The sequence below is a fragment of the Micromonospora sp. WMMD812 genome (assembly GCF_027497215.1).
Lineage (GTDB): Bacteria > Actinomycetota > Actinomycetes > Mycobacteriales > Micromonosporaceae > Micromonospora.
In genome coordinates this window covers 5,856,738-5,882,548 of sequence record NZ_CP114904.1, presented here as the reverse complement: position 1 = coordinate 5,882,548, position 25,811 = coordinate 5,856,738, and the positions used below count along the sequence as shown (strand labels likewise).

At 73.1% G+C, this 25,811-nt stretch carries 24 protein-coding genes; 14 read left to right on the top strand and 10 right to left on the bottom strand.

Annotated elements, in window-relative coordinates; translation table 11 throughout:
• The first annotated feature begins 359 nt into the window (after nucleotides 1–359).
• On the top strand, nucleotides 360–1,337 hold the full coding sequence (locus O7603_RS27205) for a C40 family peptidase (RefSeq protein WP_281572584.1): 978 nt from the start codon (nucleotides 360–362) through the stop codon (nucleotides 1,335–1,337).
• A 162-nt stretch (nucleotides 1,338–1,499) separates the two neighbouring features.
• Here the strand turns inward: O7603_RS27205 and O7603_RS27200 are convergent, their stop codons facing one another.
• The 3 genes from O7603_RS27200 to O7603_RS27190 all read right to left on the bottom strand — a co-directional run bounded on the left by O7603_RS27200 (nucleotide 1,500) and on the right by O7603_RS27190 (nucleotide 4,793).
• Entirely contained in the window at nucleotides 1,500–2,489 is a 990-nt protein-coding gene (locus O7603_RS27200) for a sigma-70 family RNA polymerase sigma factor (RefSeq protein WP_281572583.1), read from the bottom strand.
• A 433-nt stretch (nucleotides 2,490–2,922) separates the two neighbouring features.
• Nucleotides 2,923–3,882 (bottom strand): N-acetylmuramic acid 6-phosphate etherase, encoded by a 960-nt coding sequence (gene murQ, locus O7603_RS27195; protein ID WP_281572582.1) that lies wholly within the window; start codon nucleotides 3,880–3,882, stop codon nucleotides 2,923–2,925.
• A complete protein-coding gene (locus O7603_RS27190) occupies nucleotides 3,879–4,793 on the bottom strand; it encodes a MurR/RpiR family transcriptional regulator (RefSeq protein ID WP_281572581.1) in 915 nt (304 codons plus the stop codon). The genes murQ and O7603_RS27190 overlap by 4 nt, the downstream gene beginning before the upstream one ends.
• 297 nt (nucleotides 4,794–5,090) lie before the next feature.
• On the opposite strand from O7603_RS27190, the gene O7603_RS27185 reads away from it, so the two are divergent.
• Nucleotides 5,091–5,783, top strand: coding sequence for an SDR family NAD(P)-dependent oxidoreductase (locus tag O7603_RS27185; protein ID WP_281572580.1), 693 nt, complete (start codon nucleotides 5,091–5,093; stop codon nucleotides 5,781–5,783).
• 16 nt (nucleotides 5,784–5,799) lie between these two features.
• Here O7603_RS27185 and O7603_RS27180 read toward each other — a convergent pair whose 3' ends face one another.
• Nucleotides 5,800–6,582 (bottom strand): dTMP kinase, encoded by a 783-nt coding sequence (locus O7603_RS27180; protein WP_281572579.1) that lies wholly within the window; start codon nucleotides 6,580–6,582, stop codon nucleotides 5,800–5,802.
• A 132-nt stretch (nucleotides 6,583–6,714) separates the two neighbouring features.
• On the opposite strand from O7603_RS27180, the gene O7603_RS27175 reads away from it, so the two are divergent.
• The 5 genes from O7603_RS27175 (at nucleotide 6,715) to O7603_RS27155 (ending at nucleotide 9,148) form a co-directional block, all read left to right on the top strand.
• Nucleotides 6,715–7,326: a nucleotidyltransferase gene (locus O7603_RS27175; RefSeq protein ID WP_348651091.1), complete on the top strand. Its 612-nt coding sequence runs from the start codon at nucleotides 6,715–6,717 to the stop codon at nucleotides 7,324–7,326.
• Nucleotides 7,323–7,598, top strand: a complete 276-nt coding sequence (locus tag O7603_RS27170; protein ID WP_281572577.1) for a hypothetical protein — start codon at nucleotides 7,323–7,325, stop codon at nucleotides 7,596–7,598. The genes O7603_RS27175 and O7603_RS27170 overlap by 4 nt, the downstream gene beginning before the upstream one ends.
• Before the next feature lie 9 nt (nucleotides 7,599–7,607).
• Nucleotides 7,608–8,369: a metallophosphoesterase gene (locus O7603_RS27165; RefSeq protein ID WP_281572576.1), complete on the top strand. Its 762-nt coding sequence runs from the start codon at nucleotides 7,608–7,610 to the stop codon at nucleotides 8,367–8,369.
• Nucleotides 8,370–8,374: 5 nt separating this feature from the next.
• Nucleotides 8,375–8,518: a GPGG-motif small membrane protein gene (locus tag O7603_RS27160; RefSeq protein WP_281572575.1), complete on the top strand. Its 144-nt coding sequence runs from the start codon at nucleotides 8,375–8,377 to the stop codon at nucleotides 8,516–8,518.
• A gap of 138 nt (nucleotides 8,519–8,656) precedes the next feature.
• The gene (locus tag O7603_RS27155) at nucleotides 8,657–9,148 is read left to right on the top strand and encodes a TspO/MBR family protein (protein WP_281572574.1); all 492 of its coding nucleotides are present in this window, start codon (nucleotides 8,657–8,659) and stop codon (nucleotides 9,146–9,148) included.
• 101 nt (nucleotides 9,149–9,249) lie between these two features.
• Here O7603_RS27155 and O7603_RS27150 read toward each other — a convergent pair whose 3' ends face one another.
• The gene (locus tag O7603_RS27150) at nucleotides 9,250–10,023 is read right to left on the bottom strand and encodes a peptidoglycan DD-metalloendopeptidase family protein (RefSeq protein WP_281572573.1); all 774 of its coding nucleotides are present in this window, start codon (nucleotides 10,021–10,023) and stop codon (nucleotides 9,250–9,252) included.
• Nucleotides 10,024–10,258: 235 nt separating this feature from the next.
• Here O7603_RS27150 and O7603_RS27145 point away from each other — a divergent pair, with 235 nt between their 5' ends.
• The 5 genes from O7603_RS27145 to O7603_RS27125 all read left to right on the top strand — a co-directional run bounded on the left by O7603_RS27145 (nucleotide 10,259) and on the right by O7603_RS27125 (nucleotide 16,550).
• Entirely contained in the window at nucleotides 10,259–11,602 is a 1,344-nt protein-coding gene (locus tag O7603_RS27145; RefSeq protein ID WP_281572572.1) for an ABC transporter substrate-binding protein, read from the top strand.
• 66 nt (nucleotides 11,603–11,668) lie between these two features.
• The gene (locus tag O7603_RS27140; RefSeq protein ID WP_281572571.1) at nucleotides 11,669–12,715 is read left to right on the top strand and encodes a sugar ABC transporter permease; all 1,047 of its coding nucleotides are present in this window, start codon (nucleotides 11,669–11,671) and stop codon (nucleotides 12,713–12,715) included.
• 1 nt (nucleotide 12,716) lies between these two features.
• A complete protein-coding gene (locus O7603_RS27135; RefSeq protein WP_281572570.1) occupies nucleotides 12,717–13,682 on the top strand; it encodes a carbohydrate ABC transporter permease in 966 nt (321 codons plus the stop codon).
• Nucleotides 13,683–13,745: 63 nt separating this feature from the next.
• Nucleotides 13,746–14,810 (top strand): LacI family DNA-binding transcriptional regulator, encoded by a 1,065-nt coding sequence (locus O7603_RS27130; RefSeq protein WP_281572569.1) that lies wholly within the window; start codon nucleotides 13,746–13,748, stop codon nucleotides 14,808–14,810.
• Nucleotides 14,811–14,876: 66 nt separating this feature from the next.
• Nucleotides 14,877–16,550: a glycoside hydrolase family 13 protein gene (locus tag O7603_RS27125; protein ID WP_281576828.1), complete on the top strand. Its 1,674-nt coding sequence runs from the start codon at nucleotides 14,877–14,879 to the stop codon at nucleotides 16,548–16,550.
• A 60-nt stretch (nucleotides 16,551–16,610) separates the two neighbouring features.
• On the opposite strand, the gene O7603_RS27120 is transcribed toward O7603_RS27125, so the two are convergent.
• The 4 genes from O7603_RS27120 to xylA form a co-directional block, all read right to left on the bottom strand.
• A complete protein-coding gene (locus O7603_RS27120) occupies nucleotides 16,611–18,041 on the bottom strand; it encodes an MFS transporter (protein WP_281572568.1) in 1,431 nt (476 codons plus the stop codon).
• A 62-nt stretch (nucleotides 18,042–18,103) separates the two neighbouring features.
• Entirely contained in the window at nucleotides 18,104–19,213 is a 1,110-nt protein-coding gene (locus O7603_RS27115) for a DUF5925 domain-containing protein (RefSeq protein ID WP_281572567.1), read from the bottom strand.
• A gap of 170 nt (nucleotides 19,214–19,383) precedes the next feature.
• The gene (xylB, locus tag O7603_RS27110) at nucleotides 19,384–20,835 is read right to left on the bottom strand and encodes a xylulokinase (RefSeq protein ID WP_281572566.1); all 1,452 of its coding nucleotides are present in this window, start codon (nucleotides 20,833–20,835) and stop codon (nucleotides 19,384–19,386) included.
• A gap of 10 nt (nucleotides 20,836–20,845) precedes the next feature.
• Nucleotides 20,846–22,033 carry a xylose isomerase gene (xylA, locus tag O7603_RS27105; protein WP_281572565.1) on the bottom strand — a complete coding sequence of 396 codons (1,188 nt, stop codon included), beginning with the start codon at nucleotides 22,031–22,033 and terminating at the stop codon, nucleotides 20,846–20,848.
• Nucleotides 22,034–22,107: 74 nt separating this feature from the next.
• Between xylA and O7603_RS27100 the strand changes: the two genes are divergently transcribed.
• Nucleotides 22,108–23,361, top strand: coding sequence for an ROK family protein (locus O7603_RS27100; RefSeq protein WP_281572564.1), 1,254 nt, complete (start codon nucleotides 22,108–22,110; stop codon nucleotides 23,359–23,361).
• A gap of 132 nt (nucleotides 23,362–23,493) precedes the next feature.
• Nucleotides 23,494–25,179: a SpoIIE family protein phosphatase gene (locus O7603_RS27095; RefSeq protein ID WP_281572563.1), complete on the top strand. Its 1,686-nt coding sequence runs from the start codon at nucleotides 23,494–23,496 to the stop codon at nucleotides 25,177–25,179.
• On the opposite strand, the gene O7603_RS27090 is transcribed toward O7603_RS27095, so the two are convergent.
• Nucleotides 25,180–25,755 (bottom strand): MarR family transcriptional regulator, encoded by a 576-nt coding sequence (locus O7603_RS27090; protein WP_281572562.1) that lies wholly within the window; start codon nucleotides 25,753–25,755, stop codon nucleotides 25,180–25,182. It lies immediately after the preceding gene.
• Nucleotides 25,756–25,811 lie beyond the last annotated feature (56 nt).

Here is a 25,811-nt window from a genome sequence, read left to right as displayed (position 1 = left end):
TGGTGGCGACGGGACATTGCCGGGAAAGGGAATCCATTTCGGTCTTTGTCGGTTATGGAGCGCTGCAATCCGGCGGCATGTGTCCAGAACGACGAATGCCATTGTCTGTGCAAATGGTGCAACCCCGGCGCGTCCTCCGGCCACGCGCCTCGTTGGTGATCACGATGGGTCACCCGTCGCAGCCGCACTTTCCACCACTTTGCCAACATTCGCCCCGACTTCCACTGCGGACGACTCCCGTCCCGGGTTAGGTTGGGCGAGCCGGTCCGGCCCAGCGCCCACCATCCGGAGGGCCCCGGTCCGGTGCCGCCGAGGGCGTCAGCAGCCGCCGGCGGGCGTGGGAGAGGAGCCCTCCGCTCTTGTCATCCCTGAACCGACTGCTGCGCACACTGGCGGTCACCGGTCTGTCGGCCGCACTGGTCGCCCCCGCGACTGCGGCCCGCGCCGAACCGTCCCCCGCCGACCTCACCCAGCGGATCGAGCGGTCCTCCGCCCAGTTGGAGCGGGTCGTCGAGGCGTACAACAAGCTCTCCGAGGAGATCAAGTCCAACAAGGCCGCCGCGGACCGATTACAGGCCCGCATCGGCCCGCTGGAACGGCAGGCCGAGCAGAGCCGCGCCGACGTGGCCGAACTCGCCACCACCGCGTACAAGACGGGTGGCCTGCGGACCGCCGACGCGCTGCTGCGCCCCGGCGGATCGGCCGCGGTGCTCGACCGGCTCGGCACGATCGACCAGCTGACCCGGCAGCGGCAGGAGCAGATCGAGGGGTTCACCGCCAGCCAGCGGCAGTTGCTCGACGAGAAGACCCGGCTGAACACGGTGCTCGCTCGGCAGGCCGCCCAGGCCCGCGAGCTGGCCGCCGCGAAGCAACGCATCGAGCGGGACCTGGCCCGCCTCTACGAGCTGCGCCGCCAGGCGTACGGGCGGGCCACCGAGGCGCCGCTCGCCCGACCGGACGCGGACGTCGCCAGGGCGGCACCCGCCATCTCCGGCCAGGCCGGCGTCGCCGTCCGGTACGCCTACGGGGCGATCGGCAAACCGTACGTCTGGGCCGGCGAGGGCCCGCACGGCTACGACTGCTCGGGGCTGACCCTCGCGGCGTGGCGGGCGGCCGGCAGATCGCTGCCGCACAACGCCCGGATGCAGTGGGGCGCGGTGGCGCACATCGGCCGCGGCGACCTTCGGCCGGGTGACCTGATCTTCTACCGCGGGCTCGGGCACGTCGCCCTGTACATCGGCGACGGCCAGGTGATCGACGCGCCCAGCGCCGGGCGCAACGTGCTCAGGCGCGGGATGAACATGATGCCCATCCACGGCTACGGCCGGGTGCGCTGAGACACCGCAACGTCCGGCCGCCGGAGCGTCGGGGGACCCGAAGCCCCGGCTGCCGGAGCCTGAGGCACACCCGGAGCGCTGTGGCACCGCACACAGGTCAGACGGCGAATGGCCGGCGTCCCCCTATCGGACGCCGGCCACTCGCCGTCGTTACTACCCAGCTCAGGCTGCCTGCAGCCCCTCCGCCCGAGCCAGCTCGCGGAGCCGGCCGAGGGCCTGGATCTCCAGCTGGCGGATCCGCTCCCGAGAGAGCGAGAACCGCGAGGCGACCTCGGTGAGCGAGTGCTCACGGCCGTCCTCCAGCCCGTAACGGGCACGCATGATGCCGGCCGAACGGTCGTCCAGGTGGTTCAGCAGGCCCTCGATGCGCTGCCGCTCCAGCCCGGTCAGGACGATCTCCTCCGGCGACGGGGCGTCGCTGTCGGCGACCAGGTCGCCGAGGTTGGTGTCGCCGTCGTCACCGACCGGCGTGTCCAGCGACACGGTGTCCTGCGACCAGCGGACCAGCTCGTTGACCCGCTCGACGGTCACGCCGAGGGCCTTGGCGATCTGCTCCGGCTCCGGGTCGCTGCCCAGCTCGCGGGTGAGCTGCCGGGCCACGTTGCGCATCCGGTTGACGTCCTCCACCAGGTGCACCGGCAGTCGGACGGTGCGCTCCTGCTGGGCGATCGCCCGGCTGATCGCCTGGCGGATCCACCAGGTGGCGTAGGTGGAGAACTTGTAGCCGCGCTCGTAGTCGAACTTCTCGACCGCCCGGACGAGGCCGGTGTTGCCCTCCTGGATCAGGTCCAGCATGGGCATGCCCGAGCGCACGTAACGGCGGGCGATCGACACGACCAGTCGCAGGTTGGCGCGGATGAAGAGGTCCTTCGCGCGCTCCCCCTCGACGACCAGCCGCTCCAGGTCCTCCCGGTCGACGCCGGCGGGGACGCTGTCCTCGTCGAGCAGGTGCTCGGCGTAGAGCCCGGCCTCGATCGCCTTGGAGAGGTCGACCTCCTTGGCGGCGTCCAGCAGTGGCGTCCGGGAGATCTCGTGCAGGTAGACGCCGACCAGGTCGCGCTCCTCGGCAACCTCGTCGGTTCGCATGCCGATGTTCTTGTCCACGTTGCCCACGGTCCCCTCGCTCGCGCCGGTTGCCCGGTTCCTCGCCATCCCCACGTCCATCAGCTCCCCGTAACTTCCGCTGTGCCCCCGGTGCTGACACCTACACAACAGTTGAGACGTGTCGGGGATTCCATGTCGTGAGTCGAAAGTGTCACGAATGCCTGAGTAGTAGCTGAGAGCCCGGTCCATGTTTGCTGTCAGCACCCCGCCGGGTGGCTCGCCGATGGGCACCACGAACGGGTCGGGGAACCGGATCGTCGTCCGCCCCTCGATATGGCAACATCGCGACGTCGTGGGGCACAGCGACCCGGGTCACCAGTCCGGTGCGATCCTGGTCACTGCCAGATACGCGCCGATGGACGGGTCGGTTCATCCACGGAGTTGGTATTACCCCGCGCCTGGATGAACAATCCGGGGCCGGGTTCTATGCCCGCCGATCCCGACGGGCGCCGGACGCGCTCCGGAGGCGGGCCGGGCCGGGTCAGGGGGCGAGCAGGGCGAGCGCGCCGCGGACCTGGTCGGCCGAGCGGGCGAGCGCGGCCCGGGCGGCGGGGACGCCGGCACCGGAGACCAGCGAGACCAGGGCGGTCTTCAGGTCGCCGTCCGCCTCGGTGAGGGCCCGCCGGGAGACCTCCTCCGAGCAGCCGGTCGCCTCCACCAGGATCGAGATCATCCGCCCCCGCAGCTTGGCGTTGGTGGCGACCATATCGATCATGAGATTCGAGTAGACCCGGCCCAGTCGGACCATCACGGCGGTGGAGAACGCGTTCAGCACCAGCTTCTGTGCGGTGCCCGCCTTCATGCGGGTCGACCCGGTGACGACCTCCGGTCCGGTATCCACCCCGATGAAGACATCGACCGACCGGGCGGCCTCCGCCTCCGGATTGGCGCAGAGCAGCACCGTCGAGGCCCCCTTGGCGCGCGACGCGGCGAGCGCACCCAGGACGTACGGGGTGCGTCCGCTGGCCGCCAGACCGACCACCAGGTCACCGGCGCGCACACAGTCGGCCGCATCGGCCGCGCCGCCCCGATCGTCGTCCTCGGCGTCCTCGACGGCCCGCAACATCGCGTCCGGGCCGCCGGCGAGGTGGGCGCAGAACCAGTCACGGGGCGAGTTGAAGGTGGGGGCGAGTTCGGCGGCGTCGAGCACGCCGAGCCGGCCCGAGGTGCCCGCCCCGAAGTAGTGCACCCGGTGCCCGCCGCGCAGCGCCGCCACGGCCAGGTCGACCGTGGCGGCGATCTCGTCGAGCACCGCGGCGACGGCGGCGGGCACCCGCCGGTCCGCATCGTTGATCAGCCGGAGCACGTCGCGGGTCGACAGCAGGTCGAGGTCGAGGCTCAGCGGGTTGCGGCGCTCGGTGGGAGCACCCACGCGGACGGCCGGGCGGCCGTCCGGGACGGGTGACGACACCTCATCCGGCTCCACGGCGCCGGCGGTCATGCCCGCCTCCGTCCGCCGCCCACCCGATGCGTCTGGACGGCCTCGGCGGTCACCTCGAGGGCTTTCTTCGCCCGGGCGCGGTTGCGCGCCGCCACCCCGACGAAGAGGCAGTCGACCACGGTGAGCTGCGCGAGCCGGCTGGCCATCGCGCCGGAGCGGTAGGTGGTCTCCCGGGCCGCCGTCGTGAGCACGAAGTCGGCCACCTCGGTGATGGGCGAGCGCGGGAAGTTGGTCAGCGCCACGGTGGCGGCACCCCGGGCGCGGGCCTGCTCCAGCACCTCGATCACGTCGGAGGTGGTGCCGGTGTGCGAGATGCCGACGGCCACGTCGCCACGGCCGAGCAGCGCGGCCGAGGTCAGCGCCGTGTGCACGTCGGGGAAGTAGAACGCGGTGCGGCCGATGCGGTGCAGCTTCTGCTGGAAGTCGGAGGCCACGAAGCCGCTCGCGCCAGCGCCGTAGACGTCGATCCGACCGGCGCCGGCGATGGCGTCGACCACCTGCTCGCAGACGGCCGGGTCGAGCTGCTCGGCGGTCTCCTCGACGGCGCGGGCGTCGTTGAAGGCGATGGTGGCGATGATCTGGGCGAGGTCGGCGCCGGGCGGGATGTCACCGCCGACCACCCGGGCGTCCGGCGGCTCGATCCGGCGGGCCGCCTCGGCGGCGAGCCGGATGCGCAGCTGGGGGTAACCGTCCATCCCGACCGAGCGGCAGAACCGGATGACGGTCGCCTCGGATGTCTCGGCGGCGGTGGCGAGATCCGTGATCGTCCGGCGGGCGGCGTCGGCCGGGTCGGCGACGACCAGTCGGGCGACCCGCTGTTCGGCCGGCGACAGCGACGGGAGCAAGCCACTGATGTGGACGATCAGCCCACCGGGCTCGTGACTCGCAGAAATCTTCGGACTCTTCGCCACGGATGAAACTTACTTTCATGAGGCGTGAGCGTCAACCATGACTGCGCGTGTTGAGGAAAGTACCGCTGACCGGGTCCACCGACCGGGACAGCGTGTCATCCCCGCGGCGCCACCGCGTCATCCGCCGGGCCGGGTCGCCGTGCCGGACTTGCGGCCGCCGAACGCGGGACCGCAGCCCCGCCCAACCGTACGGCCTCGCCCGGCGGCCCGTCCGGCAGACCCGGATCGGACGACCCGGCGTGGACGAACCGGGCACCCGACTCAGGGCGGGCGGTCGCCGGCGTTAGCGTGTGCCCCATGGCGCGACGCAGTGTGCTGGTGACTGGCGGGACGGGCGGTCTGGGCGGGGCGGTCACGGCCGCGTTCCGGGAGGCGGGCTGGCGGGTGGTCGTACCGGTGCGGGACAGCCCGACCGGGGCGGGGCCGGCGGCCGGGGACCCGGTCCGCGTGATCGCGGACCTCACCGATCCGGCCGGCGCGGCCCGGGCGGTCGAGGCCGCCGCGAGCGACCCGGCGGCATCGCTGCGTGCGGTGGTCAACCTGGTCGGCGGGTTCGCCAGTGGCGGGCTGGTGCACGAGACGCCGATCGACGAGTTCGAGCGGATGTTCACCGCCAACCTGCGCCCCACCCACCTGGTCACCCGGGCAGCCCTGCCGCACCTGGTGTCGGCCGGCGGCGGCGCGGTGGTCTGCGTTTCCGCCCGGGCCGCGCTCACCCCGTTTCCCGGCGCGGCGGGCTACGCCACCGCCAAGGCCGCCGTGCTCGCCTTCGCCAACGCGGTGGCCGTCGAGTACCGGCGCTCGGGTGTGCGGTGCAACACGGTGCTGCCCAGCGTGATCGACACCCCGACGAACCGGGCCGCACAGCCGGACGCGGACCACTCGCGGTGGGTGGCCCCGGCCGAGATCGCCGCGGTGATCCGCTTCCTGGCGTCCGACGAGTCGGCGCCGACCAGCGGGGCGGCCGTGCCGGTCTACGGGCAGGCCTGAGCGGGCCCGGCCGCGGCTATGGGCGGGCCTGGGCGGCGAGCGGCATGACCGCCCCGGGCGCGGGGCCGAGGTTCGGCACCGCGGGCCGGGGTGGCGCGGCGTCCGCGCCGGCGGCCGTGTCCGCGGCGGCCCGGTCGGCCACTCCGGCCGGCTCCTCGGCATCGTCCGAGGGCAGCCACCCTGCGAGATGCCGCTGGATCTGCTGCGACACCTCCTCCGCCGGCCGGCCGGCGTCGACGAGCACGAAGGTGGGGTACTCGGGCAGCGCCCGGTACGCGGTGTCGGCCGCGGTGAGCCACCCCATCGTCTCGTGGTCGGTGCCGCGCCGCTCGATCCGTCGGTACGCCTCGGCCGGGTCGACGGCGAGCAGGAAGGTCACCTGCGGGCGCGGGAAGACCCGGTAGCCGGCCCGGGCCAGCCGCTCCCAGCGGTGCCCGCCGTGGGCGCGGATGCTGGCGTACTGGCAGGCGGCGTAGCGGTCCATCACCGCGGTCCGGCCGGTGAGCAGGCAACTGAGCAGCGCGGCGGCGATCGCGAGCCATCGCAGCACGGACTCGACCGCGAGCAGCCCGTCCCGACCGACCAGCCGCTGGGCGTCCGGCCGGCCGAGCTGCTGCGCGAGCCGGCCGAGCCAGCGCCGGCCGCCGGCGTTGCGGTGGTAGGTGGCCGGGCGGCCGGCCGCGCTGAGCGCGTCGGCGAGCCGGTGGGCCTGGGTGGTCTTGCCCGAGCCGTCGATGCCGATCAGGGCGACGGTGCGCAACCGGCTCCGGCGGCGTCGCCCTCGCAGTGATCTGACCACCTTGCACAGGCTATCCGATCGGCGCTCTCGGGCATTGTGTTATGTACCGGTCGATCCCGGTTCGCACCCACCCGCGACCGACCCAGGTGTGGGTGACCGGAGTGCCGGGTACGGGAGTTCGAATCCAACCGCCTGTTTCACGACCGACGGGAGAACCAGATGGCCGAGCGCGGGGACGAGACCCTGGTGCACACCCTCAAGAAGGTCGCCGCCGTGCTCAAGCAGTCCGAGATCCCGTACGCGCTCGGCGGGAGCTTCGCCGTGTACGCCCACGGCGGCCACTCCAGCGAACACGACGTCGACTTCCTGATCCGGGAGCAGGACGTCGAGCGGGCGCTGGAGGCGCTGGTGGAGGCCGGATTCACCGCCGAGCGCCCGCCGGAGGACTGGCTGGTGAAGGTCTACGACGACGGGCGGATGGTGGACCTGATCCACCGGCCGATCGAGACGCCGGTGACGGAGGAGACGTTCACCGACACCGTGGTACGACCGGTCGACGCGATCCACATGCCGGTGCTCTCCGCGACCCAACTGATGGTGCACAAGCTGCTCAGCTTCTCGCAGCACTACTGCGACTTCGCCCGCGGGCTGCCGTTGGCCCGCTCCCTGCGGGAGCAGATCGACTGGGAACGGGTACGGAAGGAGACGCAGCACTCGCCGTACGCCGAGGCGTTCCTGGTGCTGCTGGACCGGCTGGAGGTGGTGCCGTACTCCGGCACCTCGGCAGAGAAGGGGACATCGTGACCCAGCATCGCGACACCGGCGTCGGCCCACCCGACGAGTACATCGAGGCGGAGGTCCACCGGCTGCTGGCGGAGGATCCGTCCGTCGCCGAGCAGGGCATCACCGTGGTCCGCCGGGAGACCGGCCTCGTCCTCTACGGCGAGGTGGAGAGCCAGCACCGGCGCGAGGAGATCCTCCGCCGGGTCTCCGAGCGCTTCCCGGACGTGCCGATCACCAGTGACATCGGGGTGATCCGCGCCCAGGCGCCGACGCAGATCGAGCAACTGCCCTGAGGGAGGTTCATGGTGATCCGGATCGCTGCCGTCGGCGATGTGCATCTGGACAAGGACGTGGTCGGCCGGTTCCGGCCGGCCCTGGAGGAACTGCCCGAGTGCGCCGACGTGCTGCTGCTCGCCGGTGACCTGACCCGGCACGGCACCGAGTCCGAGGCGCGCTGCGTCGCCCAGGAGTTCGGCGGGCTGGGCGTGCCGGTGATCACGGTGCTCGGCAACCACGACCACCAGTGCGACCAGGTGCCGCAGGTGGTCAAGGTGCTGGAGGACGCCGGGATCACCGTGTTGGAGGGCACCGGCGTCGTGCTGGAGTGCGCCGGCGGTCGGCTCGGCGTCGCGGGGGTCAAGGGCTTCGGCGGCGGCTTCGCCGGGCGGTGCGCCAGCGATTTCGGCGAGCCGGAGATGAAGGCGTTCGTCCGGACCACCACCGACAGCGCCGACCGGTTGGCCGAGGCGCTGGACAGCCTGGACTGCGACCTGCTGGTGGCCCTGACCCACTACTCGCCGGTGCCGGACACGCTCGCCGGCGAGCCGCTGGAGATCTACCCGTTCCTCGGTTCGTACCAGCTCGGCCAGGCGATCGACTCGGCCCCGACCGCGCTGGCCCTGCACGGGCACGCGCACGCCGGCACGGAGCGCGGCACGACGCCGGGCGGGGTCCGCGTTCGCAACGTCGCGCACCCGGTGATCAAGCAGGCGTACAGCGTCTTCCACGTGGGCGACCAGCTCGATCAGAGCGAGGTTTCCCGCGTCAGCGCGTCGGGTACTTGATCGTCATGGAGCTGATTCTCTGGATTATCGCAGTCGTACTGGTGGTCGCCGGCATCCTGGCGCTGTTCCGCCGGCAGATCCTCTGGGGCGCCGTCCTCATCATCGTCGGGCTGCTCGTCGGCCCTGGTGGTGTCAGCATCTTCAATTGACGCGGCACCAGCTGACCCCTCGACCCGCCGGGGTCGTCGTGGCCGGTCTCCGTCCTCCCGACAGGAGTACCGGGCGCGACGACCCCGGCGCCGTGTCCGGAGACGTTTGAGCCGGCGCCGGCGGGAGATATCTCGACCATGGAGATATCGCGGACGGCGCGCCGCACCGGCGCCGGGACCTGGTGGGCGCTGCTCGGCTTCGGCGTGGCGGTGGCGGTGGCAGCCGGAATCGGCGCGCTCGGCGTCGGGGGGACCTCGGCCGAGTACGCCGGGCTGACCCGGCCGGCGTGGGCCCCGCCGGGGTGGCTGTTCGGCCCGGTCTGGACGGTGCTCTACGCGCTGATCGCGGTGGCCGGCTGGCTGGTCTGGCGGCGGACGGGGCTCGGCCGGGCGATCTGGGCCTGGATCGGCCAACTGGCGCTCAACGCCGCCTGGACGCCGCTCTTCTTCGGCGCCGGCCGGTACGGGCTGGCGTTCGCCGAGATCGTGCTGCTGTGGCTGGCGATCGGGGTGACCGTGGCCCTCTTCGCCCGGGTCTCCCGCGCCGCCACCCTGCTGATGCTGCCCTACTGGGCCTGGGTCACCTTCGCGGCCGCCCTCAATTTCGCCATCTGGAGGATGAACGCCTGACCCAGGTCCGGCCCGGGGGGATGCCGGTCGGCATCGGCTCGACCGCCGCGCGCCGGCCAACGTGGGCCCGACCGGTTTCCGGCCGGGCCCAGCGGGGCGGCTCAGCAGCGTGGCACGCCCGGGATGTAGCCGTCGTGCCCGGTGTAGACGTACGCGTCGGAGATGAAGCGGCCGGACCCGATCCGGTCCCAGATCGTGCTGGTGCCGTACGTGCCGGTGACGCTGGTGCCGCTGGTCTGGCACTGGATGGTCACCTGGGCGCCGTCGGCGACCGTCCCGACCGCGCTGTAGCCGGTGCCCGGGCCGGAGCGGACGGTCAGCGGGGTGCCGCTGGTGTTGACCGTGCCCGTGGCGCTGCCGGAGGAGCAGCCGTTGTCGCTGGTGTACGACTTCGTGCCCCAGTAGAGCGCGAGGGCGCCGTTGAACCGGACCTGGATGTCGCTGCCGTTCAGGCGCTGCTCGTAGTGCAGGTGCGGGCCGGTCGAGCCGCCGGTGCTGCCCACCCAGCCGATCACCTTGCCGTAGCCCACGCTCTGGCCGACCGAGACGTTGAAGCCGTTCAGGTGGGCGTAGTAGGTGTGGTACCCACCGGCGTGGCTGATCCGGACGTACTTTCCGTAGCTGGTGCCACCGAGATCGGTGACCCGGTCGACGGTGCCCGGCGCGCTGGCCACCACCGGGTCGCCCAGGTCGTCCGTCCGGTTGAAGTCGACGGCGTACGCCGGGCTGTGGTCAGACCGGGTCTGGCCGGACCAGGACTGGCCGCAGGGGAACGGCACCTTGAACGTCGGGGCGGCCATCGCCGGGGCCGCGGGTAGCAGGGTGGCGCCGACCAGCAGGCCGGCCGCCATCAGGCTGAACCATCGCTTACGCATCCAGGTCCTCCTATGTTGAAAACCTTCGATGTGGCTCGTACAGCCTGACAGATATCGCCAACCTTCGAAAGAGTCGTGGGAGCGTGACCATCGCAGCCCGCCAGGTTTCCGGATTGTTACTAGTCCGTGTCTGACAGGGGGTGGACCGCGCCGGATGCAAGCGCTTACATGTGGGGACGCCCATCGGACCGGCGCCGGGTCAGACCACGACGCGCCGGCAAGAAAGGAGGACGGCATGGCGGTCTTCACCAGACCACGCCAGGCCTTCGTGATCGCCGGCGTACTGGGGCTGGCTATCAGCGCCACGGCCTGCGGCACCGGCAACGACAAGGGAAGCAGCAACGCGGACTCGGCCGAGTGCGCCGCATATGACAAGTACGAGGGCCACGACGGCAAGAAGGTCTCGATCTACGCGTCGATCCGGGACGCGGAGGCCGACCTGCTGGAGCGCTCGTGGGAGCAGTTCACCGAGTGCACCGGCATCGAGATCGACTACGAGGGCAACGCCGAGTTCGAGGCTCAGCTGCCGGTCCGCGTCGACGGTGGCAACGCGCCCGACCTGGCGTTCGTGCCCCAGCCGGGTCTGGTCAAGCGGTTCGCCGACGCCGGCAAGCTGAAGTCCCTCGGGCCCGACACCAAGGCCATGGCCGAGCAGAACCTGCCGGCCGACTGGCTGAAGTACGGCACGGTCAACGGCACCCTCTACGGCGTGCCGCTCGGCGCCAACGTGAAGTCCTTCGTCTGGTACTCGCCGAAGCTCTTCAAGGAGAAGGGCTGGACGGTCCCGACCAGCTGGGACGACATGATCAAGCTCAGCGACACGATCGCGGCCAGCGGCATCAAGCCGTGGTGCGCCGGCATCGAGTCCGGTGACGCCACCGGCTGGCCGGCCACCGACTGGATCGAGGACGTGCTGCTGCGGACGCAGGGCCCCGAGGTCTACGACCAGTGGACCACGCATGCCATCCCGTTCAACGACCCGCGGATCGTCGACGCGGTCGACCGGGCCGGCACCATCCTCAAGAGCGAGAAGTACATGAACGGCGGCTTCGGCGGCGTGAAGAGCATCGGCACCACCGCCTTCGGTGAGGCCGGCCTGCCGATCACCACCGGCAAGTGCGCCATGCACCGGCAGGCGTCGTTCTACGCCAACCAGTTCCCCGACGGCACCAAGGTGGCCGAGGACGGCGACGCGTTCGCGTTCTACTTCCCGGCCATCGACCAGGCCAAGGGCAAGCCGGTCCTGGGTGCCGGCGAGTTCGTCGTCGCCTACGCCGACCGGCCCGAGGTCCAGGCCGTGCAGACCTACCTGGCCTCGGCCGAGTACGTCAACAGCCGGGCGAAGCTCGGCAACTGGGTCACGGCGAACAACAAGCTGGACATCGCCAACGTCGCCAGCCCGATCGACAAGCTCTCCGTCCAGATCCTGCAGGACAAGAGCGGCGTCTTCCGCTTCGACGGTTCGGACCTGATGCCGGCCGCGGTCGGCGCGGGCACGTTCTGGAAGGGCATGGTCGAGTGGATCAACGGCAAGGACACCGCCTCGGTGCTCCAGGGCATCGAGAGCAGCTGGAAGTGATCTGAGCGGTGGGCCGGTCCGCGTGCGCGGACCGGCCCACCCGCGGATCCGGACCTGGGAGGGTCGATGGAGTTCGACTTCGCGGAGGAACAGCCGAAGTTCCTCATGCTGATGTACGGGCTGATCGCTTTCGTCGCGGTGGTGGGCGGCCTGCTCCTGCTCCTCGACGTGGTGCCGGCCTGGTTCGCCCGCCGTCGGGAGGCGCAGCTCGTCGCCGCGTCCACCAGCGGCACCCCGCTCCCCCGGCGTCCGAAGCAACGGGAGGGGGCCTTCGCGCTCTTCTTCCTGCTGCCGACGATGCTGCTGCTCACCATCGGGCTGGTGGTCCCGGCCATCCGCACCACGCTGCTCTCCTTCATGGACGCGGGCAGCAACAACTGGGTGGGGCTGCGCAACTACAGCTGGATGTTCTCCGACGACTCGATCGTCCGGGTGCTGATCAACACCCTCGTCTGGGTGCTCCTGGTCCCGCTCGTGGCGACCTCGTTCGGCCTGATCTACGCGGTGCTGGTGGACAAGGCCCGGTTCGAGGCGGTCGCCAAGTCCCTCATCTTCCTGCCGATGGCGATCTCGTTCGTCGGCGCCAGCATCATCTGGAAGTTCGTCTACGCCTACCGGGGCGAGGGCGACCAGATCGGCCTGCTCAACCAGATCGTGGTCAGCCTCGGCGGCGAGCCCAAGCAGTGGCTGCTGGAATCACCGCTGAACACGCTGCTGCTGATCGTCATCATGGTCTGGATCCAGGCCGGTTTCGCCATGGTGGTGCTCTCCGCCGCCATCAAGGCGATCCCCGCGGACATCGTGGAGGCCGCCCGACTCGACGGGGTGACGGCGTGGCAGATGTTCCGGCAGATCACCCTGCCGAGCATCCGACCGGCGCTGATCGTGGTGGTGGTGACGCTCTCGATCGCCACGCTCAAGGTCTTCGACATCGTCCGGACCGCGACCAACGGCAACTACGACACCAGCGTGATCGCCAACGAGATGTACAACCAGGCGTTCCGGTACGGCCAGAACGGGCAGGGCTCCGCGCTCGCGGTCTTCCTCTTCATCCTGGTCATCCCGGTCGTGATCTACCAGATCCGCAACCTCCGTCAGCAGCGGGAGGGCTGAGATGACCACCGCCACGCCCACGATTGCCGCCGGCACCCAGCAGACCGACGAACCGAAGACCACCGCCGGGCGGGTCCGCAGGCGGCTGAACAGCCGCACCGCGACCCTCGTCTCGATCGTCATCGCGGTGGTCTGGACCATCCCGACCTTCGGTCTCTTCATCTCCTCGCTCCGGCCGGAGGACGAGATCAAGACCACCGGCTGGTGGACCGCCTTCACCAACCCGCAGTTCACCCTGGAGAACTACCAGGAGGTCCTGTTCGGGCGGTCGGCGTCGTCCGGGCAGCTCGCCAGCTACTTCATCAACTCGCTGGCGATCACCATCCCGTCGGTGCTCTTCCCGCTCGCCTTCGCGGCCCTGGCCGCGTACGCGCTGGCGTGGATCAACTTCCGGGGTCGGGACTGGGTCTACATCGCGATCTTCGCGCTGCAGATCGTGCCCCTCCAGATGGCCCTGGTGCCGCTGCTGAAGTTCTTCTCCACCGGCGTCACCGTCGCCGGCGTCACCCTGATGCCGGCCTGGGACCTGGTCGACGAACAGAAGTTCGCCCAGGTGTGGTTCGCGCACACCTGCTTCGCGCTTCCGTTCGCCGTCTTCCTGCTGCACAACTTCATCTCGCAACTGCCCGGAGACCTGATGGAGGCGGCCCGGGTCGACGGGGCGAGCCACCCGAAGATCTTCCGCACCATCGTGCTGCCGCTGATCACCCCGGCGCTGGCCGCGTTCGGCATCTTCCAGTTCCTCTGGGTCTGGAACGACCTGCTGGTCGCGCTGATCTTCGCCGGAGGCGGCAACGAGACCGCCCCGCTCACTGTCCGGCTGGCCGAGATGGCCGGCACCCGGGGCAACGAGTGGCAGCGACTCACCGCCGGCGCGTTCGTGTCGATCGTCGTACCGCTGATCGTGTTCCTGTCCCTCCAGCGCTACTTCGTGCGAGGCCTGCTCGCCGGCAGCGTCAAGGGCTGACCGCGCCTTCGCCGCCGCCCGGCTCCGGGCGGCGGCGGGCGCGGACCCGGAGCGGGGGAAACCGTGACGAGGATTGATGATGTCGCCCGGCTGGCCGGGGTCTCCACCGCCACCGTCTCCCGGGCACTGCGCGGGCTTCCGACGGTCTCGCCCGCGACCCGGCACCGGGTGCTGGCCGCCGCCCAGCAACTGGAGTACGCCGTCTCGCCCAGTGCGTCGCGGCTGGCCGGCGGCCGCACCGGCACCGTCGCCGTGGTGGTCCCACGGATCACCCGGTGGTTCTTCAGCACGGTCGTCGAGGCGGTCGAGGACTTCCTCCACCAGTCCGGCTACGACCTGCTGCTGCACAACCTCGGCGGGCGGGAGCAGATCCGGCAGCGGGTGCTGCGGACCGCGAACCTGCACAAGCGGGTGGACGCCATCATCCTGGTGGCCACCCCGCTGCGCGCCGCCGACCTGACCGCCCTCGCCGCGCTGGACCTCCCCGGCGTGACGATCAGCTCGGGCACCGGCGTGCCGGGCTGGCCCTGCGTCCGGATCGACGACGTGGCCGCCGCACGGACCGCCACCCGGCACCTGCTCGACCTCGGTCACCGGCGGATCGCGCACATCTCCGGCGACCCCGACGACGAGCTGGCCTACACCACCCACCTGGACCGGCGGCGCGGCTACCAGGCGGAGCTGCGGGCGGCCGGGATCCGGCCGGACCCGAGCCTGGACGTGGAGTCGCAGTTCACCATCGACGGCGGCAACCGGGCCACCACGGAGCTGCTGGCCCGGGGCGAGCCGCCGACGGCGATCGTCGCGGCCTGCGACGAGATGGCGATGGGCGCGATCACCGCGCTGCGCGACGCCGGGCTGCGCGTACCGCAGGACGTCAGCGTGATCGGCATCGACGACCACGACCTCGCCGGCGTGCTCGGCCTGAGCACGATCGCCCAACCGGCGGCGGAGCAGGGTCGACTGGCCGCCCGGATCCTGCTCGACCCGCTCGGCGGCCGGGCGCTCGATCCCGTCGCCGGCCGGCCTCTCGAGCCGGCCGCCGGCCCGGACACGTCGAGTCCGCCGGTGATCCTGCCCACTCGGCTGGTCGTCCGCGAGTCGACCGCACCACCCCGGGCACACTGAACACCGACCGCCCGCCAGCGCCGCCGGGACGCCACCGAGCCACCGCACGACACACAGGAGAAGGCCCTGAACACCAACCAGACGCAGCAGAGTCCGTCCGGCGACCCGATCACCGGCTGGTGGACCGAGGCGGTCATCTACCAGATCTACCCGCGGTCGTTCGCCGACTCCGACGGGGACGGGATCGGCGACCTGCCGGGCATCACCGCCCGCCTCGACCACCTCGTCGAGCTGGGCGTGGACGCGGTCTGGCTCTCGCCGTTCTACCCGTCACCGCAGGCCGACGCGGGCTACGACGTGGCCGACTACCGGGACGTTGACCCGCTCTTCGGTCGTCTGCCGGACGCGGACAAGCTGATCAACGAGGCCCGCGCGCGCGGCCTGCGGGTGATCGTCGACCTGGTGCCCAACCACACCTCGTCGGCCCACCGGTGGTTCAGCGAGGCGCTGGCGGCCGCCCCCGGCAGCCCCGAGCGGTCCCGGTACGTCTTCCGGGACGGCCGCGGACCGGACGGCGAGCAGCCGCCGAACGACTGGCAGAGTGTGTTCGGCGGTCCGGCGTGGACCCGCGTCGTCGACCCGGACGGGCGGCCGGGCCAGTGGTACCTGCACCTGTTCGACACCGGCCAGCCCGACCTGAACTGGGACAACCCCGAGATCCGCACGGAGTTCCTGGACATCCTGCGGTTCTGGCTGGACCGCGGGGTGGACGGCTTCCGGGTCGACGTGGCGCACGGCCTGATCAAGCAGGCCGACCTGGCCGACTGGCAGGAGCCGCAGGAGATCCTCTCCGGCAACGAGGTCGAGAAGCCGCGGCCCCCGATGTGGGACCAGGACGGCGTGCACGAGGTCTACCGCGACTGGCGCCGGGTGCTCGACAGCTACCCCGACGAGCGGGTCCTGGTCGCCGAGGCGTGGGTGGAGCCGGCCGAGCGGCTGGCCCGCTACGTACGGCCCGACGAGATGCATCAGGCGTTCAACTTCGAGTACCTGCTCGCCTCGTGGACCGCGCCCGCCCAGTACGCCGTGATCACCCGCTCCCTGGAGGCGACCGACGCGGTCGGCGCTCCCACCACCTGGGTGCTGTCCAACCACGACGTGGTCCGGCACGCCTCCCGGCTCGGCCTGCCGGTCGGCACGCCCCGCCCGAACGGCATCGGCATCGGCGACCCGCAGCCGGACGCCGCGCTCGGCCTGCGCCGGGCCCGGGCGGCCACCCTGCTGATGCTCGCGCTGCCCGGCTCGGCCTACCTCTACCAGGGTGAGGAGCTGGGCCTGCCGGAGCACACCACGATGCCCGACGAGGCCCGTCAGGACCCGACCTGGAAGCGCAGCGGGCACACCCAGCGCGGCCGGGACGGGTGCCGGGTGCCGATCCCGTGGGAGGCCGATGCCCCGTCGTACGGCTTCGGGCCGACCGACGCGAGCTGGCTGCCGCAGCCGGCGCTCTGGGCCGAGTACGCCCTGGACCGGCAGCGGGACGTGCCCGGGTCGACCTACGAGATGTACCGGACCGCGCTGCGGCTGCGCCGCGAGCACGGGCTGGGCCGGGGCACGCTGCGCTGGCGCGAGTCCGGCGACACGGTGCTCACCTTCGACAACGGCGGGCTGACCGTGCTGACCAACTTCGGCGACGAGCCCGTGGCGCTGCCGCCCGGCGCCGAGCCGCTGCACGCCAGCGGCCCGCTGACCGAGGACGGCGCGGTTCCCACCGACGTCACCGTCTGGTTCCGCGGCTGAGCCGGCCGGCGACGAACCGCGGATGCGGGAGGGGCCCCGGCCGCCGGGGCTCCTCCCTCGTCACTCCGCCAGGCGCCCGGCGCGGGCGTGCAGGAGGTCGCGCACGTCGTCGATGTCCTTCGGCGAGGTGCGCGAGGCGAGCCAGTACATGACGCCGGTGGGCACGAAGAAGAGCTGGAACGCGGCCAACCCCACGGCGAAGTTCAGCGGCGGCGGGAAGGCCGTGCGCAGGCCCTGGAAGGCCGCGCCGACCAGATAGTTGCCGGCCGCGCGGCCCACCCCGTTGACCAGGTTGCCCAGGCTGTACACGGTCCCCCGGTGCTCGGGCGGGTTGACGTCGGCGATCAGCGCGAACCAGTTCGGCGAGTTCGCCGAGGTGAGGGCCAGCGCGAGCAGCGCGGTGAGCAGGCTGAGCCCGACCGACGGCTCGGTGACCACGCTGGCCAGGACGGCCCCCACCACCGCGCCTGTGCCGGCGCCGTCCGGCACGTCGATCCGGATCGGCACGAAGAAGAGCACCAGGTAGAACGGCAGCGCGGCGAGGATGCCGACCGACGCGACGAGGGCGCGCCCTCGCGGCGTACGCCGCTGCACCGCGTCACCGACCAGCCCGCCGACGATGGAGAACACCCCTCCGAGCTGGAACAGGGTGGCGAAGACCGCGCCCACCGCCACCGCAGTCGGCTCCGAGTAGCCCTGGGCCTCGGCCCGCTCCTGGAAGAGCACCGGCAGCCAGACCAGCGACCCGAAGGCGGCCTGCGCGGTCAGCCCCTGGAGGACGAGCCACCGGTTGGTCCGCCGGCCCAGGATCCGCGGCAGGTCGGCCCGGCTGATCCGGTAATCGTAGTCGGCGCCGGCGGCGAGCGCGCCGGCCAGCTCCGGCTCGCTCTGCCCCCGCCGGATGTCGTACGTGAACAGGTACGCCGCCGTGGCGGCCAGGCCGGCGACGGTCAGCACCAGGAACGGCCGACGCCAGTCGGTGCTGCCGAGCAGGCCGCCGACCAGCGTGCCGGCCAGCGTGCCCACCCCCTGGGAGAGCCCCCAGAAGCTCATCACCAAGCCGCGGCGGCGGGGCGAGATCAGGTCGGTGACCACGGAGAAGCCGACCGAGCCGACCGCGCCCAGGCCGACCGCCGCGACCAGTTGCGCCACCAGGAAGGTCGCGTAGTTGCCGGCGATCGCGCTGCCGCCGGTGCCGGCCGCCCAGATCAGCGTGCCGACCATGAGCAGCGGCTTGCGGTGGGTCCGGTCGCCGACGTACGCCCAGCCGACCGCGGCCACCGCGCTGACCAGGAAGCTCACCGCGGTGACCAGCCCGAGCAGCCGCTGCGACACGTCGAACGCGTCGGCGATCGAGCCGTACAGCGGCGGCACCAGACCGATGGTCACGTTGTCCAGCGAGGCGAGCAGCACGAACACCACCACGCTGTAGCCGCGGTGCCACGCCGTCCCGCCCCAGGCCCGCGCCATCCCGCCCCGGGTCAAGGTCATGCGTGGCAGCCAAGCAGTCCAAGGTCACGAGCGGGTGACGGCGCGCCGTCGGGGCGGCCGGCTCAGAGGTAACCGCCGATGGTCGCCGAGGAGTCCGTCACGACGGGCGCGCCGGCACGACGCGCGTACAGCTCGGCGAGGGTGGCGCCGCCGGCCGGCACGCCGCCCGCGCCGCCGAGCCAGGTCGTCGCCTCGGCGTACGACAGCGGCCCGACCGGGATCCGGGCCAGGCACCGGCCGGGCCTGACCACAGCGGGGTGGAGCCGCGACAGATCCTCGTTGGTGGTGATCGCGACCAGCACGTTGCGTCCCTGGCCGAGCAGCCCGTCGGTGAGGTTGAGCAGTCGGGACAACGCCTGCCCGGCCGTCTGCCGGGCCTCGGCCCGGATCAACTCGTCGCAGTCCTCCAGGATCAGCAGCCGCCACCGCCGCTCCGGGCCGTCGTCCTCGTCCTCCGATTCACCGACCGCGACCTCGGACAGGTACGCCGGGTCCGCGAACATCTCCTCGGGATCGAGGACGCAGTCGACCTGGCACCACGCCCGCCACTCCTGGGCCAGCGCCCGCAACGCGGTGGTCTTGCCGGTGCCGGGCGGTCCGTGCAGGAGCAGCAACCGGCCCGACACGCCGTCGGGCGACAGCCGCATCAGGTCGGTCAGCGCCGCTGCGGCGTCGGCCGGATAGTTGGGGCGGATGGCCGCCCAGGCCGGCGCCTCTATCCGGCGGCTGTCGCGCTGGGCGCCGCGACGCGGGTGGTGATGCCAAAAGCCGATCGGGACGGCTCCGGCCCCCACCGGCTCGGCGCCGCTCTTGACGATCTCGTCCAGCACGCCCGCCCCGGTCTCGGCGTCGACCGCGGTGACGGTCACCTCCGCGCCCCGCCCTCGCCAGCTCACCACCCGCACGGTCCAGCCGTCGCCAGCGGCGAGCCGCGCGACCTTGTTGCGCTCGATGGCGGTGCGGATGAGTCGGGCCCGTTGCGGCAGCAACTCCGTCCCGGACCGGAGCTTGGCCAGCCGTACGGTCCGGGCCCAGGGATGCCGGCCGCTCACGAACTCGTCGAGCAGGAGGGCGTCGACCACGTCACAGGGGCTGTCGACGTCGTCGTACTGCATGACCGGCAGCGGGGTGACGCCAGCCGGAGCGGCCGGCGGACGGGGAGAGGAAGGCACGCGGAGATCATCGCCAATGGGCACGATCCGCGTACAGCCCATTACCGTCGCCGGCCGGCCGGGGTCCCAGCGTGGGCCGGGCCCGGCTCGCCTCGGCACGGGCGCGGCCCCGCGCGGGACAGACGTGCCGCCTGCCGCAGGACGGACGTGTTGCCCGCCCCGCGGCGCGGTCAGCGCTCGATGATGTGGTCCCGGGCGGCGGCGTACCGCTCCCGGACCGCGGGGACGGGCTCGGCGGCGTACTCCTCGGTGCCGTCGAGACGCCACGCGGGCGGCGCGTCGCCGCCCAGGGCGACCCAGGCGGCCTGGCGGGCCGCGCCGTCGGCGACGTACTCGCCGGGCGGGGGCACCACCACGGGGCAGCCGAAGACCTGCGGCGCGATGCGGCGCACCGCGGCCGACCGGGCGCCGCCGCCCACCAGGATCACCCGGCGCGGGGTCACGCCCTGCGCCACGATGGCGTCCAGGCCGTCGGCGAGGGCGCAGAGCATGCCCTCGACGGCCGCGCGGGCGAGGTGCGCCGACGTGGCGGTGCGCAGGGTCAGCCCGTGCACGGCACCGGTGGCCGTCGGCCGGTTCGGGGTCCGCTCCCCCTCCAGGTAGGGGACCATCACCAGCCCGTCCGCGCCGGCCGGCGCGGAGAGGGCCAGGTCGGCCAACTCGTCCAGGCCGACCCGGAGCATCGACGCGGCGGCGTCGAGCACCCGCGCCGCGTTGAGCGTGCAGACCAGGGGCAGGAACCGGCCGGTGGCGTCGGCGAAGCCGGCCACGATCCCGGTGGCGTCGGCGGACGGGGCCTCGGCGACGCTGAACACCGTGCCGGAGGTGCCGATCGAGATCACCACGTCCCCCGGGCCGGCGCCCACCCCGAGCGCCGCCGCGGCGTTGTCGCCGGTGCCCGGGCCGAGCAGCGCGCCGCCGCCGGGGGATCCGCCCGGCACCCCGTCGGCGCCCAGGGCGCCCGGGTGCAACTCACCCGCCGGGTCGGCCGGGCCGAGCGCGATCGGCACCGCGGGGCGCCGGCCGAAGGCCCGCTCCAGCAGGTCGGGCCGGTACTCCCCGGTGGCCGGGGACCAGTAGCCGGTGCCGCTGGCGTCACCGCGGTCGGTGCGCAACGCGGCCAGGTCGCTCGCGCCGGTCAACCGCCAGGTGAGCCAGTCGTGCGGCAGGCAGACCGCGGCCACCCGGGCGGCGTGCTCCGGCTCGTGCTGGGCCAGCCAGCGCAGCTTGGTGATCGTGAAGCTGGCCACCGGAACGCTGCCGACGGCGTCGGCCCAGAACCGCCGCCCGCCCTCCCCGCCGCCGGCCTCGGCGATCAGGTCGGCGGCGGCGTCGGCCGAGCGGGTGTCGTTCCACAGCAGGGCGGGCCGGACCACCCGGCCGGTCTCGTCCAGCGCGACCATGCCGTGCTGCTGGCCACCGATCGAGACCGCCGCCACGTCGGACAGGCCCCCGGCGGCGTCGACCGCCGCCCGCAGCGCCGTCCACCAGGCGGCCGGGTCGACCTCGGTGCCGTCCGGGTGCGGCGCCCGGCCCTGTCGGACCAGGGCGCCGGTCTCCGCGTCCCGGATCACCACCTTGCTGGACTGGGTGGACGAGTCCACCCCCGCGACGAGCGGCATGACGACCGCCTCAGCGCGCGCCGAGCAGGTGCTCGACGGCGAGCTGGTTGAGCCGGACGAAGCCGAAGCCGCGCGCGGCGGCCGCGTCCACGTCGAACTCCTCGAAGGCGGACCGGTCGCTCAGCAGGTCGGCGTAGCCCTCCCCGTCGCACAGCGTCGGCGTGGCCAGCTCGGCCACCTTGCTGGCGGCCAGCGCCTCGGCCACCTCGGGGTCGGCCCGGAACGCCGCGGCACGCTCCTTGAGCAGCAGGTAGGTGGCCATGTTCGCCTCGGCCGACGCCCACACCCCGGCGATGTCCTCGGTGCGGGACGGCTTGTAGTCGAAGTGCCGGGGGCCGTCGTACGCGGGCCCGCCCCCGGGACCGCCGTTCTCCAGCAGGTCGACCAGCGCGAACGCGTTCATCAGGTCGCCGTGGCCGAAGACCAGGTCCTGGTCGTACTTGATGCCGCGCTGCCCGTTGAGGTCGAGGTGGAACAGCTTGCCCTGCCAGAGCGCCTGGGCGATGCCGTGGGCGTAGTTCAGACCGGCCATCTGCTCGTGCCCGACCTCCGGGTTGAGGCCGACCAGCTCGGGGTGCGCCAGGGTCGAGATGAAGGCCAGCGCGTGCCCGACGGTGGGCAGCAGGATGTCGCCGCGCGGCTCGTTCGGCTTGGGCTCCAGGGCGAAGCGCAGGTCGTAGCCGCGGTCGATGACGTACTGGGTGAGCAGGTCGACGGCCTCGCGGTAACGCTCCAGCGCGGCACCGACGTCCTTGGCAACGTCGTACTCGGAGCCTTCCCGGCCGCCCCACATCACGAAGGTCTTGGCGCCCAGCTCGGCGGCCAGGTCGACGTTGCGCAGCACCTTGCGCAGGGCGTAGCGCCGGACCTCGCGGTCGTTGCTGGTGAAGCCGCCGTCCTTGAAGACCGGGTGGGTGAAGAGGTTGGTGGTGACCATCGGCACGACCAGGCCGGTCTCGTCGAGGGCCTTGCGGAAGCGGGCGATGTGCTGGTCGCGGGTGGCGGCGTCGACGCCGAACGGGATCAGGTCGTCGTCGTGGAAGGTGATGCCGTACGCGCCGAGCTCGGCGAGCCGGTGCACCGCCTCGACCGGGTCCAGCTCGGGGCGGGTGGCGTCGCCGAACGGGTCGCGCGCCTGCCAGCCCACGGTCCAGAGCCCGAAGGAGAACTTGTCGGCAGGGGTGGGACGGGGTGCCATGGCAGCCTCCGGGGTGCGGTCCACTATTTGTTCAGCGATTGAATTATTTGCGTGACCTGTGGCACTGTCAAGGGGTGAGCCCTACCGCCGCCAGCCCTGCCTCCGCCGCAGCCGGCGCCGTCCGCCAGGGCAGCCTGCGCGAGCTGAACCTCGCCGTGGTGCTCGGCCGGATCGCCGTCGCCGACCGTCCACCGTCGCGGGCCGACCTGGCCGCCGAGACCGGCCTCACCCGGGCCACCGTCTCCGCGGTCGTCGAGGACCTGATCACCGGTCGGCTGGTCACCGAGGCCGAGCCGGCACCGCGCGCCGGAGCCGGCCGGCCGGCCCGGGGCCTGGTGCTGGCCGGCGACGGCCCGGCCGGGCTCGGCCTGGAGGTCAACGTCGACTATCTCGCCGCGTGCGTGGTGGACCTCGCCGGCCGGGTCCGGCACCACACCGTGCACCGTGCCGACCTGCGGCCGGTCGCCCCCGCCGACACGCTTGCCCGGCTGGTCGAGCTGGCCGGGCGGGCCCGGGCCGACGCCGCGGCGCGCGGTCTCACCCTGGCCGGTGCGGCGCTCGCCGTGCCCGGCCTGGTCGACGACGCGGGCCTGGTACGACTGGCGCCGAACCTCGGTTGGCGGGACGTGCCCGTGCGGGCGCTGCTCGCCGGGCACCCACCGCTCACCGAGCGGGTCGACGGCGTGCCGCCGCTGGTGGTCGACAACGAGGCCAACCTCGCCGCGCTCGGTGAGCTGCACGCCGGTCCCACCGGCCCGGCCAGCTTCCTGCACATCTCCGGCGAGGTCGGCATCGGCGCGGGGATCGTTCTGGACGGCTCGCTGTTCCGTGGCGCACGGGGCTGGAGCGGCGAGATCGGGCACATCCCGGTCTCTCCCGAGGGGCGTCCCTGCCGGTGCGGTGGCCGGGGCTGCCTGGAGCAGTACGCCGGCCAGGAGGCGATCCTCGCCGCCGCCGGCCTGGCCGGGGCCGACCTGCCGGCCGACACCGCCGCGGCCCGGCTGGCCGAGCTGGCCGAGGCCGGCACGGCGGACGCGCTCCGCGCGCTGCACGACGCGGGCACCGCGCTCGGCGTGGCGGTCGCGGGCGTGGTGAACCTTCTCGACCTGGACACCGTCGTGCTCGGCGGCGGCTACGCCCCGCTCACCCCGTGGCTGCGGCCGCCGGTGCTCGCCGAGATCGGCCGCCGGGTGCTGACCGCGGCCTGGTCGCCGGTCACCGTGCGGCCGGCGGTGCTCGGCGCGGACGCCGCCGCGGTGGGCGCCGCCGGTTCGGTGGTCCGCCGGATCATCGCGCGGCCCGCCGGCTGGCTCGCCCGCGCCGCCTGACTCGCCCGCGCCGCACCACCCGCTCCGCCTGCACCGCCCTCGGTACCCTGGCCGGCAGGCAACGATTCTCAGCGAGGGGTGCGGGACCAGCATGCGGACAGGTCGAGAGACCGGGGCGCCCGGCGACCGGCGGTGAGCGTGACCCGTCGCGACGGCACGGCCGACCCGGTCGGCGGCACCGGTAGGCCGCGCCCGCCGGTCCGGCGGCCCGCCGGCGCCTCCCGCTCCGCCCTGCCGGCCGACCCGGGCCTCGCCCGCGAGCTGCTCGACGGGCTGGCCGAGGCCGTCGTCATCACCGACGCCGCCGGCTTGGTCGCGCTGGTCAACGCGGCGGCGACAGAGCTGCTACCGGACGTCACGCCCGGCGACGCGTTGGCAGGCTGCCCGGTGCCCGCGCTGGCCCGAGCGGTCCGCGACGGCGCGGACGGCTTCGAGAGCGAGCATCGCGGCCGGTGGCTGCGCGGAGCCCGCCGCGCGCTGGCGGGCGGCCGGCACGCCTGGTACGTCCGGGACGTCACCGAGGAGCACGCCCGCGACGACGCCCTGCTGACCGAGCGTTCCCGCACCGCCTTCCTCGCCCATTCCGGCAGTCGACTCGGGTTGTCACTGCACCGCGAGCAGGCGCTCCTGGCCACCGTCACCCTGGCCGTGCCCTACCTCGCCGACGCCGCCGTCGTGCTGCACCACCCGGCGCCACCGGCCGATCCGAGCCCACACTGGCACCGGCACACCGACGTCGAACCGGCCCCGGTCAGCGGGGTGGCCCCGGCCGAGCTGACCACCACGCTTCCCAGGCTCGCCGAGGCGCTGGCCGGTGAACGGCCGGTCGGACCCGACCGGTGGTCGGGCGCCGACCTCGCCCGGCTGGCCCCGCTGCTGCCGCCCGGGTTCGGCGCACCCGGCACGGTGCTGGTCAACCCGATGCCCGCGGCCGCGGGCACGGCCGGCGCCCTGCTCCTGGTCCGCCGGACCGACCGGGCGGGCTTCGACGGGCGCGACGCCGAGCTGGCTCGCGAGTTCGCCGCGCGGGCCGGTGCCGCGCTGGCCACCGCCGAGCTCTACGGCGCGCAGGCGCACCTCGCCCGGGTCCTCGAGAGCAGCCTGCTCCCGCCGGACCTGCCGAACGTCCCGCGGCTCGCCGTCGCGGGCGGGTACCGCGCCGCCGGTGACCGCCTGCGCATCGGTGGCGACTTCTACGACCTCTTCCCGACCGCGCGGGGCGCGCTGTTCGCCATCGGTGACGTCAGCGGCCGGGGCGTCGGGGCCGCCGTGCTCACCGGCCGGGTACGCCAGTCGCTGCAGACCCTGCGCCTGGTCGAGCAGCGCCCGCTGGCGTTGCTGGGGCTGCTCAACCGGGCGCTGCTCGACGCGCCTGACGCCGCCCGGCGCAGTCAGTTCACCAGTCTGCTGCTCGGCACCGGGGAGCCGCTCGCCGACGGTGGCCTGCACATCCGGATCGCCGGTGGCGGGCACCCGGCACCGCTGGTGCTGCGGGCCGACGGGACCGTCACGCCGGTCCGGGTCGGCGGGATGCCGGTCGGCGCGCTGAGCGCCGCCCGATTCGTCGAGGCGGAGGTCCGGCTCGACCCGGGTGAGCTACTGCTGACCTACACCGACGGGGTGACCGGCGGGGGCGACGGCACCGGTCCCGGCGAGCCGAGCGGCGAGGCTCGCCTGCGCGCCGCGCTGGCCGCGTCGGCCGGTCTGCCCGCGGCCGCGCTCGTCGACCGCCTGCTCCGCGTCGTGGACGAGTGGCCCGCCGGGCGGGGCCACGACGACCTGGCCATGCTCGCCGTGAGCCCGGGCGAGCCCGCCTGATCAGGCGGTACGGGCCACCGGCGGCTCGCCCGCCGGCCAGTCCCGGGGGGCCGGGAGCGGGTGGCTCTCGCCGTCGAGGCCGTCCGGCCGGACCGGCACCGGTTCCACCGGGGCGGCGACGGCCTCCTGCCGGCGGGCCGTCTCGTCGAACTCGCGCATTCCGCTGAGCAGTGCCTCCCGGCCCTGCGACGTCATGCCGCCGAGGATCCGGGCGAGCTGCTCGCGCCGGTCGTCCCGCAGCTCGACGAGGAGCCGGCGCGCCTCCGGGGTGAGGTGCAGCGAGATCTCGCGGCGGTCGAGCCGGCCCGGCTCGCGTTCCAGCATGCCCGCGGCCACCAGCCGGTCGCAGAGCCGGCTCGCCGAGCTGAGCAACATGTCGAGGCGGCTGGCCAGCCGGCGGAGGTTGATGCCGTCGTGCTGCTCGACGACCATGACGGCGCGCAGCTGGGCGCCGGAGACCCGGCTGGTCGTCCGCTCCCGCGCCGCCTCCCACACGGTCAGCAGGGCACCCGCCGCCGCATCCAGTGCGGCGGCCATACTCGTCTCGGGGTCCGAGGGACCGTGCAGTTCGGCCATGGTGGCCCGAGAGTACTCCGAAGACGGTGTGGTTGAGCTGGCGATCAAGGAGCGGG